The organism is Streptomyces sp. NPDC056628, from assembly GCF_042792555.1.
In the GTDB taxonomy this organism is placed as follows: Bacteria; Actinomycetota; Actinomycetes; order Streptomycetales; family Streptomycetaceae; genus Streptomyces.
Map to the genome: position 1 here is coordinate 169,635 of NZ_JBHTWG010000003.1, position 16,348 is coordinate 185,982.

General features: G+C 72.2%; 14 protein-coding genes. 4 read left to right on the forward strand and 10 right to left on the reverse strand.

All coding sequences use genetic code 11. The features are described 5' to 3' along the window. Window positions 1-2 precede the first annotated feature (2 nt). Genes ACFRAC_RS06385 through ACFRAC_RS06400 form a run of 4 tightly spaced genes read right to left on the reverse strand, consistent with a single transcriptional unit; the run spans window position 3 to window position 2,930 of the window. Window positions 3-563 carry an ATP/GTP-binding protein gene (locus tag ACFRAC_RS06385; RefSeq protein WP_361352304.1) on the reverse strand — a complete coding sequence of 187 codons (561 nt, stop codon included), beginning with the start codon at window positions 561-563 and terminating at the stop codon, window positions 3-5. A gap of 3 nt (window positions 564-566) precedes the next feature. Beyond that, window positions 567-953: a DUF742 domain-containing protein gene (locus ACFRAC_RS06390; protein WP_382921591.1), complete on the reverse strand. Its 387-nt coding sequence runs from the start codon at window positions 951-953 to the stop codon at window positions 567-569. Then, entirely contained in the window at window positions 946-1,794 is an 849-nt protein-coding gene (locus ACFRAC_RS06395) for a roadblock/LC7 domain-containing protein (RefSeq protein ID WP_382921594.1), read from the reverse strand. Before ACFRAC_RS06395 ends, ACFRAC_RS06390 begins: the two co-directional genes overlap by 8 nt. Further along, entirely contained in the window at window positions 1,791-2,930 is a 1,140-nt protein-coding gene (locus ACFRAC_RS06400; protein WP_382921597.1) for an ATP-binding protein, read from the reverse strand. The genes ACFRAC_RS06395 and ACFRAC_RS06400 overlap by 4 nt, the downstream gene beginning before the upstream one ends. A 616-nt stretch (window positions 2,931-3,546) precedes the next feature. On the opposite strand from ACFRAC_RS06400, the gene ACFRAC_RS06405 reads away from it, so the two are divergent. Next, window positions 3,547-3,813, forward strand: a complete 267-nt coding sequence (locus tag ACFRAC_RS06405) for a hypothetical protein (RefSeq protein WP_382921600.1) — start codon at window positions 3,547-3,549, stop codon at window positions 3,811-3,813. 24 nt (window positions 3,814-3,837) lie between these two features. Here ACFRAC_RS06405 and ACFRAC_RS06410 read toward each other — a convergent pair whose 3' ends face one another. From ACFRAC_RS06410 to ACFRAC_RS06425, 4 genes are all read right to left on the reverse strand, one after another. Beyond that, window positions 3,838-4,485 (reverse strand): LysE family translocator, encoded by a 648-nt coding sequence (locus tag ACFRAC_RS06410; protein ID WP_382921603.1) that lies wholly within the window; start codon window positions 4,483-4,485, stop codon window positions 3,838-3,840. A 179-nt stretch (window positions 4,486-4,664) separates the two neighbouring features. Next, complete coding sequence (locus tag ACFRAC_RS06415) at window positions 4,665-5,450, reverse strand: S1 family peptidase (protein WP_382921605.1); 786 nt, start codon at window positions 5,448-5,450, stop codon at window positions 4,665-4,667. Window positions 5,451-5,767: 317 nt separating this feature from the next. Continuing rightward, complete coding sequence (locus ACFRAC_RS06420; RefSeq protein WP_382921608.1) at window positions 5,768-8,584, reverse strand: AAA family ATPase; 2,817 nt, start codon at window positions 8,582-8,584, stop codon at window positions 5,768-5,770. 235 nt (window positions 8,585-8,819) lie between these two features. After that, complete coding sequence (locus ACFRAC_RS06425; RefSeq protein ID WP_382922114.1) at window positions 8,820-9,644, reverse strand: LuxR C-terminal-related transcriptional regulator; 825 nt, start codon at window positions 9,642-9,644, stop codon at window positions 8,820-8,822. 129 nt (window positions 9,645-9,773) lie between these two features. Here ACFRAC_RS06425 and ACFRAC_RS06430 point away from each other — a divergent pair, with 129 nt between their 5' ends. Together ACFRAC_RS06430 and ACFRAC_RS06435 are read left to right on the forward strand one after the other, a co-directional pair. Further along, a complete protein-coding gene (locus ACFRAC_RS06430) occupies window positions 9,774-11,444 on the forward strand; it encodes an AMP-binding protein (protein WP_382921611.1) in 1,671 nt (556 codons plus the stop codon). After that, window positions 11,441-13,030 carry an AMP-binding protein gene (locus ACFRAC_RS06435; protein WP_382921615.1) on the forward strand — a complete coding sequence of 530 codons (1,590 nt, stop codon included), beginning with the start codon at window positions 11,441-11,443 and terminating at the stop codon, window positions 13,028-13,030. The genes ACFRAC_RS06430 and ACFRAC_RS06435 overlap by 4 nt, the downstream gene beginning before the upstream one ends. 49 nt (window positions 13,031-13,079) lie before the next feature. Here the strand turns inward: ACFRAC_RS06435 and ACFRAC_RS06440 are convergent, their stop codons facing one another. Then, complete coding sequence (locus tag ACFRAC_RS06440; RefSeq protein ID WP_382921618.1) at window positions 13,080-13,580, reverse strand: GNAT family N-acetyltransferase; 501 nt, start codon at window positions 13,578-13,580, stop codon at window positions 13,080-13,082. A 49-nt stretch (window positions 13,581-13,629) separates the two neighbouring features. After that, window positions 13,630-14,313, reverse strand: a complete 684-nt coding sequence (locus tag ACFRAC_RS06445) for a hypothetical protein (RefSeq protein ID WP_382921620.1) — start codon at window positions 14,311-14,313, stop codon at window positions 13,630-13,632. Window positions 14,314-14,537: 224 nt separating this feature from the next. Here ACFRAC_RS06445 and gcl point away from each other — a divergent pair, with 224 nt between their 5' ends. Then, window positions 14,538-16,322: a glyoxylate carboligase gene (gene gcl / locus ACFRAC_RS06450; protein ID WP_382921623.1), complete on the forward strand. Its 1,785-nt coding sequence runs from the start codon at window positions 14,538-14,540 to the stop codon at window positions 16,320-16,322. Window positions 16,323-16,348: the final 26 nt, after the last annotated feature.

The following is a 16,348-nucleotide window of genomic DNA, read 5'->3' on the forward strand; positions in this document are numbered from 1 at the left end:
TCCTAGTCGAGCAGGGACATGAGGTGCTGCACGAGGGCGATCAGGGCCTGGAGTGCGGACTTCTGGTCGCGTACGTCGCAGGCCACGACGGGGGTGTCCGGGTGCAGGTTCAGCGCCTCGCGGACTTCGTCGATGGGGTAGGTGGTCGCCCCCTCGAAGTGGTTCACGCCCACGGCGTAGGTCAGGCCGAAGCGTTCGACCAGGTCCAGGACCGGGAAGGACTCGTCCAGCCGCTCCGGGTCGACGATGAGGAGCGCGCCGAGCGCTCCGCGGGACAGCTCCTCCCACATCTCCTTGAAACGCTCCTGACCGGGCGTTCCGAAGACGTAGAGGACCAACTCGTCGCTGAGCGTGAGCCGGCCGAAGTCCATGGCGACCGTGGTGGTCGTCTTGTCGGGTGTGCGCGACAGGTCGTCGTAGCCCACACTCGCCTCGGTGATCTCCTCCTCGGTCTGCAGGGGCTCGATCTCGGAGATGTTGCCGATGTAGGTGGTCTTCCCGACTCCGAAGGGCCCTACGACGAGGACTTTCACCGAGCGCACGTCGTCTGCGTCCAGGTACACGGGTTACGCTCCGATGTTCTTCAGGCCTTCGAGGACGGCACTGAGCAGTTCTCGGTCTTTGCTGTCGGCCCGGGGGGCGGGCTTGCGGACGAGGACGAGACCGCTCTCCTCCAGCTGTGCCAGGAGGATGCGCACGATGCCGAGCGGCAGGTGCGTGCGGCCGGCGATCTCGGCGACGGCCAGCATGCGGTTGGCGACCAGATCCATGATCGCCTGCTCCTCCGGGGCGAGGGTGAGGCTCGTGGCGGCGGTGTCCTTGTGGGCGGTCACCAGGGCGGTGCGTTCGTACTGCTGGTCCGGCGGCAGAGCGCGGCCGTTGGTGATCACGAAGAACGGGACTAACGCGGACGTCAGTTCCACTTCCGGGTCGGAGTCGTGTGCGTCAGACATCGCTCGGCGCCTCCTGTCCCGGTGCGCGCTCCTCGCTCAGCCGGGGCACCACCTCGCCCAGACGCGTGGTGAACTCCTCGATGTCGGTGTCGTGTTCGGCCGCCGCGGCCAGCAGACGGCCGTGGTCACCGGCGATCAGGAAGATCCAGCCGTGCCCGAACTCGATGACGGTCTGCCGCCACTCCGCGCCCGCCTGGACCCCGGCGAACTGGGACGTGACCCGGCTGTAGGCGTGGATGCCCATCATGGCGGCGGAGATGGTGTCGACCAGGTCCCGGTCGATGCCACTGGTCGCCCCCAGGGGCAGGCCCTCCGCGCCCAGCAGCACGGCGTGCCGCGCCCCGTGCACTCCGGAGATCACCTCGTCGAGGTCGGCCAGCACCGTGCCGCTACGGCCGCCCGCCTTCGTCCCGCCGGAGGCGCCCGCCCCGTGCAGGGACGGTTCCTCGGCGTCGACCCGCGGCGGCGTCGTCAGGTTGGTGCCCAGACGCGCCACGAGCCGGTGCATCCGGAAGGAGATCTGCTGGATGTCGACGTCGAGTTCCGCTGCGGCGGCCAGATAGGCCCCCTGACCGGCCCCGATGAGGAAGATCCACCCGTGCGAGAACTCGATGATCGTCTGGTGCCACCGCGGGTCCTGCACCGGTTCGATGAAACGGGCCGCGGCACGGCTCAGTGCCTGCATACCGGCCATGGCGGCCGAGATGGTCCTCAGGTCGTCGTCGACGAGACCCTGGGTGGCCCCCCGCGAGATGCCGTCAGCGGAGAGCAAGACGGCGTGCCGTGCCTTGGGCACATTGGTCACGATGTCTTCGAGCATCCACGACAGGTCGGTGGTCATGCTTCTTCGGGCCCTTCAGTGGCTGCGGAATCGAACGTGCGGCCCGAGATGGTGCCTCGTTGCAGGGCGCCCAGGGCGCCCCAGCTGCGTCCGGAGACGCGGCCGGTGTCCTGGGCCGTCCGGGACGGCTGCCGCTGGTCGTCCGGGGCGGTCGCCCGGGACACGCGCTTGGGCAGGCCGTGCACGGTGCGCGGCCGGCTCGGCGCGGACTGCTCGTCGCGCACGATGCTCACCGGGGCCGGAGCCTCCTCCACGGGAGCCGGCTGCTGCTCCGTCCACAGCTCCTCGGGCAGCAGCACCACGGCGCGGACGCCGCCGTACCGGGAGATGCCCGTGACGTCGACCCGGAAGCCGTACTGGCGGGCGAGCAGCCCGATCAGCGGGAAGCCGAACTTCGGCTGGTTGCCGAGCTGGGAGAGCCGGGGGACGAAGTCGCCGGACAGCAGGGCGGTGGCCCGCTGCCGCTCCTCGTCGTTCATGCCGACACCGGCGTCGTCGATGACGATGCACAGGTTCTTCTGGATCCGCTGGAACGTCACTTCGATCGGTGCGTCCTGCTGGGAGAAGCTGGCAGCGTTGTCGAGCAGCTCCGCCACGGCGAGCGCGACGGGCGAGACGGCCGACGCCTTCAGCGCGAAACCGGTCTGCTGCATGATCTCGACGCGGCGGAAGTTGCGGATCTGCGACTGGGCGTTGCGCACCACGTCGTACACGTTGCCCGGCCGGTTGCGGCGGCCGGCCGGCGCGCCGCACAGCACGGCGATGCCCTGCGCCTTGCGCTGCATCTGCGCGTTCGCGTGCGTCACTTCCAGGAGTTCGGCGAGGACCGGGTGGTTGCCGTACTTGCCCTGGATGCCCTCCAGGACGGTCATCTGCTCGGCGGCCAGGCTCTGCAGGAAGCGGGCGGAACCCTTGAGGACCGCCTTGGTGCTGTCCTCGGCCGCCTCCTCCGCCTGCCGGATGGTGGTGTCGAACTGGTGCTTGTACCGGGCCAACTCGGCCTGCACCGAGGTGAGGTGGCCCTGTGCGGACGCGAGCTCGCCCTTCAGCGCGTCCTCGGCCTGCTGCTTTCTCCTCCCCAGGGCTCTGTTGCGGACGACGAGTGCCACGATCGCTGCGACGGCTATCGCCGTCATCGCAACCAGGCACCACGCAAGCGCGTCTCGAGACATGGAAACCTTTCCCGGCGCATGAAATGCGGACGTAGACGGATAACTCCCCCGCGAGTACGCACCCACGACAGACCATGCCGCCCGCCCGAGCTCTGTGGCTGCTGAGCGTGCGGACTTCAAGTCAACGCTTGAAGTAAGTGGATCAAGGTCGCAGATGCGGGGATGCTATCACCGGCGTAACGGCGCCCGAGAGCGCGCCACCGTTCCTCCGCAAGGCCAACACGCCTTCTGTGGACGGATGTTGCCTGCTGTTCAGCGAGGTGGGTTCATCGGTGGTGGACTACGCCGGCCTGCGGGGTGGTGACGGCCGGACAGCCTGGTTCCTTCCGGGGCCGTCGGCTCGCCAGCCCGTCGGGCCGGGTGCACGGGTCCACAGCGACTCCTTCGCGATGGGGTCCTGGAGGCGACTGTCCCCCCGCGCGCGGCATGACGCCGCGTCAGTCTGCCGAAAGTAGGATGATCGTAACAGCTTTCACGCTGTGTGCGTGCCCGGGCACAGGAGCCGGGACGACCACCTGCGCACCCCGTGTCGCCGGGTCCGTGCGAACGCCCGCCGGTGGCGCGAACGAAGGGGCCCGTCATGGCCGAAATCATGTGCGACGACGAGGAGTTCGGGCGCGGTGGTGCCGTCCGGCGGCGGCAGCGACCGTACGGAGTCCGCGAACCGGCGTGCCTCCGCCGTCCGTTCGGGATCGCGGGTCAGGACGGCCTCGACGCGCTCCCGCCAGGGGCCCGTGCGCCGTCGGTCGTGCGGAAGAACCACGCCTCCGGTCACCGCACGGTGAACGCGGTGGTCAACGGCGACCAGTCGGTCATCCACGGGGCAGTGGACGCCTCCGACGGTTGAGCGGGGAAACCGGGCCGCCCGGGCTCAGTCCGCCCGGCCCGTCACCGCGACCGTCACGCCGAGGCCGATCATCGTGCAGCCGCCCGCGCCGCCTATCAGGGACAGCCGGCGGTCGGAGCGGGCGAACCAGGTGCGGGCGGCGGAGGCGGTCAGGCCCCACAGGGTGTCCGTGACCAGGCCGATGGTGATGGGGACGAGACCGAGCACCAGCATCTGCAACGGCACATGACGTGCCGAGTGGTCCACGAACTGGGGGAGCACCGCGGCGAAGAACACCACCCCTTTGGGGTTGGTGACGCCGACGAGTACACCGTCGAGCAGGGTGCGCAGATCGCCGAGCGCCGGCTCCCGCGTGCCGGTGTGCAGCGCCGAGGCCTTCAGCTCCTTGCGGTGCCGGAACGCCTGCACCCCGAGCCAGACCAGATAGGCGGCGCCGGCCAGCTTCACCGTGAGGTAGACGGTCACGGACCGCTCCACGAGGGAGCCGATCCCGACCGCGACGGCGATCACCAGCAGGTACGAGCCGACGACATTGCCGAGCGCGGTCGCCACGGCGGAGCGGCGCCCGTGCGCCAGGGCGCGGCCGACGACGAACAGGACGCTGGGTCCCGGAATCGCGATCACCAGCAGCGACATCGCCGCGAACGCCGGCATCCGGTCGATGGGCACCATGCCCTCACCCCTGTCCCGTGCATCTCGCCCGCGGCTCATTCAAACAGGGGCCGCCGACGGCGTGCCAGGCCCGTGACGGGCCCGATCCGGGGTGGGCGAGGGCAGGAGTCGGGCTTGGACAGGGGGCGTTGCGGGCCGCTCGTGGAGGCCCGCAACGCCCCCTGGTCTGTGGTTCCCGGCTAGGACCGGACCTGGTCGGTCACCTCGGCCGAGAACGTGGTCAGCCGGGTGTACACACCCGGGTACCCGGCCTGGGCGCAGCCCTCGCCCCAGGACGTTATCCCTGCCAGGACGCCCCCGATGAGCAGGGGACCGCCGCTGTCGCCCTGGCAGGAGTCGACGCCGCCGGACGTCTTCCCGGCGCAGACCATGTCGGAGGCGACGTAGTCCGAGCCGTAGGAACCGGCGCAACTCGAGTCGGACACCGTGGGCACGGTGGCCGTACGCAGCTGGTTGGAGGAACTGCCTCCCGACGACGTGGTGCCCCAGCCGAGGATGCGGGCGCTGGTGCCGGCCGCGTACACCCCCGTGTCCGAGGAACCGACGTAGCCGGCGGTGGCGTAGGGCATCGACGTCGACAGGGTCAGTACGGCCACGTCGTCCCCCTTGGTGGCCGTGGTGTAGCCGGGGTGGACCCAGATGTCGCCGACCTTGGCGACGGTGCCGTCGCCGCCGTCGAGGTAGGTGCGGCCGCCGACGACCCGGACGTCACCGGGGCGCTCGCCGGCCATGCAGTGGGCGGCCGTGACGACCTTGGTGGGGGAGACCAGCGTCCCGCCGCAGAACTGGTTCTGCGAGGCGTCCGTGATCTGCATCATGAACGGGTACGCGGACGTCGTGGTCGTGGTGCCGCCGACGATGCGGGACGACGCGGCCTCAGCGGTGGGGGCGCTGAGGAGCGCGGCCGCGGCGGCGGCCGCCGCCGTGACGACGGCGGTCCTTCTGGCACGGGTGAGCCCGGACAAGGAGACTCCTCGGTGGGGGGATGGCCGGTGGGGGGTCGCGCGGGCGGTAGGTCTCGGTGGGGCCGAGGGACCGACCCCGCGTGCCCGGCGATCGGCACACCCACAAGGTAGGTCCTGGCTGATCCCCTGCCCAATGAGGGAACCCCCTAAGGGAGTTGGGCAGGGAAAACCCTCGGTCGTGCCCGGTAAACCAGGGCGCGCCGACGCAATGGGGTGAACTCCGCCCGAACATACCGCCGACCCCGCGCCGTACGACGGACGGGGCCCGGTACGCGGTTCGGCAGTCCTACGGCACGTCTACGCCCCGGGCCCCCGCCTCACGGGGCCCGGCGCCCCGCCGCCAGGCGGACGATGTCGACGCGGGAACGGATGCCGAGCTTGCGGTACACCCGGGTCAGCGTCGCCTCCACGGTCTTGACGCTGATGAACAGGCGCGCGGCGATCTCCCGGTTCGTCGCGCCCTCCATCACCAGGCCCGCGACCTGACGCTCCATCGAGGCCAGCCCGTCCAGGCCCGCCGGGCCGCCCGGCGCCGGTGCGGGCGGGGGCAGCGCCGCCGCGCCGCGCTCCGCGGCGGCCGCCTCGACCTTCCGCAGCCACGGCAGCGCCCGGCAACGGCGGAACAGCCGTGCCGCCTCCTCGTAGGCGGCCGGTCCCGCGTCGGGGCGCAGCCGGGCCAGCGCGAAGGCGGCGCGGGCCGCCTCCAGGCCGTATCCGAGTTCCCCCAGCCGGTCCTGAGCGGCCGTCAGCTGTGCCACCGCCCCCTCCCGGTCGCCGCGCGCGGCGCGCAGCACCGCCTCGGCCCGGTCCAGCACGCCGAGCACGCTGTCGCGGTCGAGTCGCAGCGCCTGCGCCCGGGTGACGTCGATGAGGTCCCGCGCCTCCGCCAGCTCACCGGTGCCCACCAGTGCCTCGGCGAGGTCACCGTGCCACCGCCCGCGCGCGGGGTCCGTGATGCCGAGGCCCTGCTCGACCTCCCGCACCCGGCGCAGCGACCGCACCGCCGCCTGCACGTCGCCCGCCACCAGCTCGGCGTGCCCCAGCGCGGCCAGCGCACGGGAGACGTACATCTGGTCGCCGTCCTCCTCGGCGTGCTCCACGGCCTCCCGGGCCAGCGCAAGCGCCCGGTCCACCTGCCCGCCGGCCGCCTCCGCGAGGGAGGCCAGCACCGCCGACGCCACCTCGCCGATCCCGGTGTCCCGGGCCAGCCGCAGGCTCTCGCGGGCCAGGTCGAGGGCGCGTCCGCACTGACCGGAGTGCAGTTCGGTCTCGGCCACCCCGCGCAGGAAGTGCACCTCGCTCTCCACCCACCCGTGCCGGCGCACCTCGCGCAGCAGCCCGGTGACGGCCGCCCGGGCCTCCGGCAGCTGGTCGCTCATGATCAGCCAGCGGAAGCGGGAGTACCCGGCGCCGTTGTGGTGGCAGGCCACGCGCGGGTCCTGCGGCTCCTCCAGGGCGCGCTGGATGGTCGCGGGCGCGTCCGGATGCCCCATCAGCGTCTCGATCTGGGCCTGGAAGGCCAGCGCCATCAACTCGGTGTACCGGTCGCCGGCCCGCGCCGCGAGCTCGGCGGCGTACGCGACCTCCTCGCGCGCCTCGTCGAAGTCGCCCTTGACCAGCACGGCCCGCCAGGTCAGCTGGTAGTGGACCAGGGCGAGCAGCCGCGGGTCGTCACCGGCGTCGGCCAGGGCCTGCGGGAAGATCGCGTCGACCTCCGACATGGCGTGGCCCGCGGTCTCGATCACCGCGATCCAGGCCCGCACCCGCTCCGCGGGCACCGACGTACGGGACAGCACCTCGCGGGCGATGTCGCGGGCGAGGTCCAGCTCGCCCGCCGTGATCGCGTCCTCGGTGGCCTTCAGCCGCAGCGCGTCCGGACTCGGGTCGCCGTCCGCCGGGGTGTGCCGGGCGGCGAGCAGGCACAGCTGGGCGGCCACCGACGGGGCGCCCCGGTCGCGGGCCAGTGCGGCGGCCTCGGCCAGCCGGGCGGCGACCTCCGGGTCGGTGCCGCTGGTGGCGAGGGCCAGGTGCCGGGCGCGTTCGATCGGGTCGGAGGCGGCCGTGGACAGGGCGGCGTGGACGGCCCGGCGCTCCTGCGCGGGCGCCTCGGCGTACAGCGCGGCCGAGATCATGGGGTGCGCGAACCGTACGGCCGGTCCCTCCGGCTCGGTCGCCAGCAGCCCGAGGGCGGCGGCCTGGGCCGTCTCGGCCTCGGCGTTGGCCCGCCCGGCCGCGTGCAGCAGGGCCAGGGTGGGGCGGGCGCCCGCGCTGGCCACGAGGAGGGTGCGGCGGGCCTCCTCCGACAGCATCTCCAGGCGGTTCAGCACGAGGGCGCGCAGCGAGGTGGGCACCGGCAGGGGCTCGCCGGGGCGGGGCGGGGTGGCGTTCTCCGCGAGGGCCCGGCTCAGTTCGAGCGCGAACAGGGCGTTGCCGCCGCTGGTGCGGTGGATGTCACGGACGGTGGAGCGGGGCAGACCGGTGTAGCCGCGGCGGTCGAGCAGGACGGACAACTGGGCCCGGGACAGCGGGCCCAGGCGTATCGCCAGGGTGTCCGGCGGGGAGGCGCGCAGATGCTGGTCGTACTCCTCGCTCTCGGTGCGCACCGCGCACAGCATCCGCACCGGGGTCCCGCCGAGCCGGCGGGCCGCGAAGCCGAGGAGTTCGGCGCTGGCGGGATCCAGCCACTGGGCGTCGTCGGCGACGATCAGCACGGGCCCGGCGTCGGCCAGGGCGCGCAGCGCGGACAGGACGGCGAGCCGCAGGGCCAGCCCGTCGCGCTGGAGTGTGGACTCGCCGCGTCCGGTGAGCGCCGCCTCCAGGGCGGTGCGCTGGGCGGCGGGCAGCCGCCCGGACACCTCGTCGAGGACGAGGCCGAGGAGGTCGGCCAGGGCCAGGAAGGGAAGGTGGGATTCGGACTCGGTGGGGGAGCAGCGCAAGACGGTTCGTGCCTCGTGGCCGTATTCCGCGGCCAATGACCGCAGGACCGTCGACTTCCCAATTCCGGCCGGACCGTGAAGCAGCACGCTGCCGCCGCGCGCGAGCTGCTCGCGTGCCGCGGTGACCAACTCGGCCCGCCCGATGACCTGGTCGGAGCGGCAGCCGGCAGGCTCCTTGAAGTCCCGTGGCACGGTCACCGCTCCCCTCCATGTGTCGTGTTCGGGCCAATGTTAGGCAACGGTTCGTTGAAATTCGGAGCCGCGGGGAGGTGAGCCGAATAACAGCGGGCTCGCATAAAGAAATTCACAGCCTCGATGAATGAATGGCGAGTCGTCCCGAGTGGCCCGCCCGGCCCCGCCGGGCCCCACCGCGCGGGAGCGGGGCCGTCCCCGTCCGGGACGGCCCGCCGCACCCACCGGTCCGTGTGCACGGCTACGGCAGCAACCCCGCCCGGCGCGCCGCCACCACGGCCTCCCCGCGCGTATGGGCGCCCAGCTTGCGCATGGCCGACCGCAGATAGCCCTTCACCGTCTCCGCGCGCAGGCCCAGCCGTCCGGCGGCCACCGCGTTCGTGGCGCCCGCGGCCACACACGCCAGCACGTCCACCTCACGCGGCGCCAGTTGCACGGCCCCCGGCCCGGCCTCCACCGCCAGCAGGCCGGCCGCGTCCAGCAGTTCCGCGCGCAGCGCCGGATCACCGATGCGCGGCGCCAGCGCCCGCAGCGCCGCGTGCGCCTCCCGGACCTGCTCCCAGGCGGCACCCCCCTCGGCCGGCGCGGTCTGCGGCCGGGCCGCCTCCAGCAGGCCCTGCACCTCGTCCCGCACCACCAGGGCCTGCTCCACGTCCCGCGCCGCGTCCACCGCGGCGGTCAGGGTGCGGTCGCCCAGCGGCTGGGCCGTGCGCAGGGCGCCGTACAGGACGCCGCGCACCCGGCGCCGTACCACCACCGGGACCGCCACCACCGCGCACAGGCCCTCGGCGGCGACGGCGGCGTCGTACTCGTGGCTGATCTGCCGGGAGGCCGAGTAGTCGATGACCGCGCAGGGGCGGGCCAGCGCGACGGCCTTGCCGCCGAGGCCGTTGCCCGCGGCGACGGCGAGCCGGCGCAGGGCGTCCGTGGCGGTGCCGTTCAGCTCGCTGATGCGCACCCGCGGGCGGCCCGGCTCCAGCGGGCCGCCGAAGGCGACCGGGAGCCCGGTCGAGCGGCGCAGACGCACCAGCCCACGCCCGATCTCCACCGCTGCGGCCGCGTCCACTGCCACCTGCTCGCCCCTTCACCCGCTGCGTCCCGAGCGCACACCCCCGTTCGGGGGTAGTGAGACCCACGTCACGGATTACACGATGGCAGAGGGCCGCCCGGCAAGGTCCGGTAACCAGGAGGACGAATGAAGACGGGGACGGAGCTGTTCCGCGGGGCGCGGGACTTCCTGCTCGAACACCGCGAGGACTACGCCACGGCGTACGAGGGTTTCCGCTGGCCCAGGCCGGAGCGGTTCAACTGGGCGCTCGACTGGTTCGACGCCGTCGCGGCCGGGAACGACCGGCTCGCGCTGCACATCGTGGAGGAGGACGGCAGCGAGGTACGGCTGACGTTCGCCGAGATGGCCGAACGCTCCGCCCGCGTCGCCAATGGGATGCGCGAGAGGGGCGTACGCGCCGGGGACCGCGTGCTCGTCATGCTCGGCAACCAGGCCGAACTGTGGGAGACCGCCCTCGCCGCCATGAAGCTGCGCGCCGTCGTCATCCCGGCCACCCCGCTGCTCGGCCCGGCCGACCTGCGCGACCGCGTGGAGCGCGGACACGTCCGGCACGTCCTGGTCCGCTCGGAGGACACCGGCAAGTTCGACGACGTACCCGGCGACTACACCCGGATCGCCGTCGGCGGGGCCCCCGCGGGCTGGTCGGCGTACGAGGACGCCTACGGGGCCTCCGGCACGTTCACCCCCGACGGGCCGACCGGCGCCGACGACCCTCTGATGCTCTACTTCACCTCCGGCACCACCGCCCGCCCCAAACTGGTCGAGCACACCCACACCTCGTACCCGATCGGGCATCTGGCCACCATGTACTGGATCGGCCTCACACCGGGCGACGTGCACCTGAACATCTCCTCGCCCGGCTGGGCCAAGCACGCCTGGTCCAACCTGTTCGCGCCGTGGAACGCCGAGGCGACCGTCTTCATCCACAACTACACGCGCTTCGACGCGGCCCGTCTGATGGCCGAGATGGACCGGGCCGGTGTCACCACCTTCTGCGCCCCGCCGACGGTGTGGCGCATGCTCATCCAGGCCGACCTGAGCGCGCTGCGCACCCCGCCCCGTGAGGTCGTCGCCGCCGGCGAACCGCTCAACCCCGAGGTCATCGAACAGGTGCGGCGCGCCTGGGGGGTGACCGTCCGGGACGGCTTCGGGCAGACCGAGACGGCCGTGCAGGTCTCCAACAGCCCCGGCCAGCCCCTGAAGACGGGCTCCATGGGCCGGCCCAGCCCCGGCTACCGCGTCGAACTGCTCGACCCGGTGACCGGCGCACCCGGCGCCGACGAGGGGGAGATCGCCCTCGACCTCTCCGCCCGGCCGGTCGGCGTGATGACCGGCTACCACGGCGACCCGGGCCGTACGGCGGAGGCGATGGCGGGCGGCTACTACCGCACCGGCGACATCGGCTCCCGCGACGCCGACGGCTACATCACGTACGTGGGCCGGTCCGACGACGTCTTCAAGGCCAGCGACTACAAGATCAGCCCGTTCGAGCTGGAGAGCGCCCTGCTGGAGCACGAGGCGGTCGCCGAGGCGGCCGTCGTGCCCGCGCCCGACGAACTGCGGCTCGCGGTGCCCAAGGCGTACATCGTGCTCGCGGACGGCTGGGAGTCCGGACCCGACACGGCCAAGGTGCTCTTCGAGCACTCACGCCAGGTACTCGCGCCCTACAAACGGCTGCGCCGCCTGGAGTTCGGGCCGCTGCCCAAGACCGTGTCGGGCAAGATCCGCCGTATCGAACTGCGCGAGGCCACCGCCGCGGGGTCGGACGCCGAGTACCGCGAGGAGGACTTCCGGTGAACTCCTACACCCACGGGACCGGGGACACGCCCCTGCTCGGCGACACGATCGGGGCCGACCTGGACCGGGCCGTCGCCGCCTGGCCGGACCGGGAGGCGCTGGTCGACGTGGCCTCCGGGCGGCGCTGGACGTACGCGCAGTTCGCCGCGGACGTCGACACGCTGGCGTACGCGCTGCTGGCGAGCGGTGTCGCCAAGGGCGACCGGGTGGGCATCTGGGCCGTCAACTGCCCCGAGTGGGTGCTGGTCCAGTACGCCACGGCCCGCGTCGGCGCCATCATGGTGAACATCAATCCGGCGTACCGCACCCATGAGCTGGAGTACGTCCTCAACCAGGCTGGTGTCTCACTGCTGTTCGCCTCGCTCCGCCACAAGGCGAGCGACTACCGGGCGATGGTCGAGGACGTGCGCGGCCGCTGCCCGGCGCTGCGGGAGACCGCCTACATCGGCGATCCGAGCTGGGACGCGCTGATCGCGCGCGGCACACCGGCCCCGTTCCCGGAGCTGTCCTGCGACGACCCCATCAACATCCAGTACACCTCGGGCACCACCGGCTTCCCCAAGGGCGCCACGCTCTCCCACCACAACATCCTCAACAACGGTTACTTCGTCGGGGAGTTGATCGCGTACAGCGAGCAGGACCGGGTGTGCGTCCCGGTGCCCTTCTACCACTGCTTCGGCATGGTGATGGGGAATCTGGCCGCCACCTCCCACGGCGCCTGCATCGTCATCCCCGCCCCGTCCTTCGACCCGAGGGCCACCCTGGAGGCCGTGCAGCAGGAGCGGTGCACCTCGCTCTACGGCGTGCCGACCATGTTCATCGCCGAGTTGAACCTCCCCGACTTCGCCGGCTACGACCTCTCCACCCTGCGCACCGGCATCATGGCGGGCTCGCCCTGCCCGGTGGAGGTGATGAAGCGGGTGGTCGCCGAGATGCACATGGAGCAGGTCTCCATCTGCTACGGCATGACGGAGACCTCCCCGGTGTCCCTCCAGACGCGCATGGAGGACGACCTGGAGCACCGCACCGGCACCGTCGGCCGCGTCCTGCCGCACATCGAGGTGAAGATCGTCGACCCGGCGACCGGCGTGACCGTGGAGCGCGGCACCTCGGGCGAACTGTGCACGCGGGGATACAGCGTGATGCTCGGCTACTGGGAGGAGCCGGAGAAGACCGCCGAGGCGATCGACAGGGGCCGCTGGATGCACACCGGCGATCTGGCGGTGATGCGCGAGGACGGGTACGTGGAGATCGTCGGCCGGATCAAGGACATGATCATCCGGGGCGGCGAGAACATCTACCCGCGCGAGATCGAGGAGTTCCTCTACGCCCACCCCAAGATCGCCGACGTCCAGGTCGTCGGCGTGCCGCACGAGCGGTACGGCGAGGAGGTGCTGGCCTGCGTCATCCCGCGGGACACGGACGATCCGCTGACGCTGGAGGAACTGCGCGTCTTCTGCGACGGACAGCTCGCGCACTACAAGATCCCGAGCCGGCTGACCATCCTCGACGCGTTCCCGATGACGGTGTCCGGCAAGGTGCGCAAGGTGGAACTGCGCCAGCGGTACGCGACGGACGCCCCTTAGGGGGTGTCCCGCCGAGGACGCCGGGAGCCCGGCGATACCGTCGGGACACCTAGCGGCGCATGCACACGCGCGGCCACCGGTCGAGACCGAGGTCCGCCTCTCGGGCGCGGATCGCCCGCAGCCCGGGGGTGAGCCGGTCCACCGGCACGACGTGGAAGCCCAGCCGCCCGTAGTACGGCGCGTTCCACGGGACGCGCGTGAAGGTGGTCAGCGTCAGACCGTTCAGCCCCTCCTCGCGGGCGTGTTCGCCGGCGTGCGCGAGGAGCGCGCGGCCCACCCCCCGGCGGGCCGCGCCGGGGTGCACCGACACCTGCTCGACGTGCAGGGCCCCGTCGACGGGTTCGGCGACCAGATACCCCACGGGCCGGTCACCCCCGTCACAGCCGGCCCAGGCCCGCCCCGCCCGCCGGTACTCCTCCAGCACGGTCAGAGCCGGCGGCTCGGCGTCGGCGATCTCCGCCATGCCGATCTCCCGGAAAGCGGCCCCGGCGGCCCGCTCGATCTCCTGAAGAACGGCCGGCTCACCGGGCAGGACGAGACGGATGCGCATGGGGCGAGTGTCGTCCCGCAGCCGGCCGGGACGCCAGCGGATTTCGGGCTCACCCCGCCCCCGTCGCGTCCAGTTCGTCGGCCTGGTCGTTGACCGGCTGGGGAGTGCCCGTGAGGTCGAGGACGAACAAGGGGACGTGCAGGGAGTCGGCCCGGGTGCGGGCGTCCGGGGTGTAGCCGGCGAGGGAGAAGTAGACGCAGTGCGTCGACTCCGTCATGGCCGTCAGCCACAGGCACTCCACGTCCCGCCGCGAGGCCGGGTTCACCGTCGGGTCGACCTGGGCGAGCAGGCCGTGCGCGGCGAGGCCGATGCCGGACGTCGGGCGCTGGTCGGCGCGGCGGATGTCCCGGTAGCCGAGCCAGCGCAGGTAGACGGCCGCCGCGGTGACGGCGTCCCGGGCGGTGCGGATCGTCACCGGCTGGAAGGCGCGGCGGGGTGCGGGTGGCTGCCGGGGTTCGGGGCCGGCGGCGGACGGGGCGGCCAGCGGGACCCGCAGGACCGTGCCGCAGGGGCAGCCCAGTTCCGGCCGGGGCCACTCGCTCTCCCGGCCGCAGGCGGAACAGCCCACGGTGACCCACTCGTCGTCCCAGGCCCGGTGGGTGACGGGGGTGGCGGTCCCGTCCGGGTCGAGCCGGGGCGCGAGGGGTGCCCCGCACGCGCACGGATAGACGGGTGCCTCGTAGTGGTGCTCGCTCCGGCAGGCCGGGCAGCGCACCGGCACGCTCTCGGACATGGCCCTCCAGGAGGGTTCGCATCGGACAGCGGCCCCATCGTCCCCCTGCCGGGGGCCGGTTGTCCCCCTCTTGACGGCCTCCGGCGCCCCACCTACATTGCTTCCAGATAGTAGAAAGTAAGTTCCGCTATACGGAAAATATGGCGGGATGGACCTCATCACGGACTTGCTCACCGCGGGGCGCGACGGGAGTGCGAATCCGACGGCCGAAGCAGGAGACCTCAATGGCTCGTATGACCGCTGCCCGCGCGGCAGTCGAGATCCTCAAGCGCGAGGGCGTCAGGGACGCGTTCGGTGTGCCCGGCGCGGCGATCAACCCCTTCTACGCTGCGCTCAAGGCATCCGGCGGCATCCACCACACCCTCGCCCGCCATGTCGAGGGCGCCTCGCACATGGCCGAGGGCTACACCCGCGCGCACCCCGGCAACATCGGCGTCTGCATCGGCACGTCCGGACCCGCCGGCACCGACATGATCACCGGCCTCTACTCCGCGACCGGCGACTCCGTGCCGATCCTGTGCATCACCGGCCAGGCGCCGACCGCCGTGATCCACAAGGAGGACTTCCAGGCCGTCGACATCGCCGCGATCGCCAAGCCGGTCACGAAGATGGCGGTCACCGTCCTGGAGGCCGCGCAGGTCCCCGGCGTCTTCCAGCAGGCCTTCCACCTGATGCGCTCCGGCCGCCCCGGCCCCGTCCTCGTCGACCTGCCGATCGACGTCCAGCTCACCGAGATCGAGTTCGACCCGGAGACGTACGCCCCGCTGCCCGTCTACAAGCCCGCCGCCACCCGCGCCCAGATCGAGAAGGCGCTCGGGATGCTGAACGCCGCCGAGCGGCCGCTGATCGTCGCGGGCGGCGGAGTCGTCAACGCAGACGCCGCGGACCTCCTCGTCGAGTTCGCCGAGCTGACCGGCACCCCGGTCGTCCCCACCCTGATGGGCTGGGGCGTGCTCCCCGACGACCACGAGCTGAACGCCGGCATGGTGGGCCTGCAGACGTCGCACCGCTACGGCAACGCCACCTTCCTGGAGTCCGACTTCGTCCTCGGCATCGGCAACCGCTGGGCCAACCGCCACACCGGCAAGCTGGACGTCTACACGGCCGGCCGCACCTTCGTGCACGTCGACGTCGAGCCCACCCAGATCGGCAGGATCTTCGCCCCGGACTACGGCATCGCCTCCGACGCCAAGGCCGCCCTGCAGCTGTTCGTCGAGGTGGGGCGGGAGCTGAAGGCCGAGGGCCGGCTGCCCGACCGCGGCGCCTGGGCCGCCGCCGCCCAGGAGCGCAGGGCCACCCTCCAGCGGCGTACGCACTTCGACGACATCCCGATCAAGCCGCAGCGCGTCTACGAGGAGATGAACAGGGCCTTCGGCCCGGAGACCCGGTACGTCTCCACCATCGGCCTCTCGCAGATCGCGGGCGCCCAGATGTTGCACGTCTACCGGCCGCGGCACTGGATCAACTGCGGCCAGGCCGGACCCCTCGGCTGGACGGTCCCGGCCGCGCTGGGCGTCGCCAAGGCCGACCCGGAGGCGCAGGTCGTCGCGCTGTCCGGCGACTACGACTTCCAGTTCATGATCGAGGAGCTGGCCGTCGGGGCGCAGCACAGGATCCCGTACGTCCACGTGCTGGTCAACAACGCCTATCTGGGCCTGATACGCCAGGCGCAGCGGGCCTTCGACATCGACTTCCAGGTCAACCTGGAGTTCGAGAACGTCAACTCACCGGAACTCGGCGTCTACGGGGTGGACCACGTCAAGGTGGCCGAGGGCCTCGGCTGCAAGGCGATCCGGGTGACCGACCCGGCCGAGCTGGGCGCGGCCTTCGAGCAGGCGGGCAAGCTGGCGGCGGAGTACCGGGTGCCGGTCGTCGTGGAGGTGATCCTGGAGCGGGTCACCGACATCTCCATGTCGACGACCAACGACATCGGTGCCGTCGTGGAGTTCGAGGAGATCGCGACCGAGCCGGGCCACGCGCCGACGTCGGTCAGGCCGCTCAAGGTCTGACCCCGCGACCGACCCGGGGCGGCACA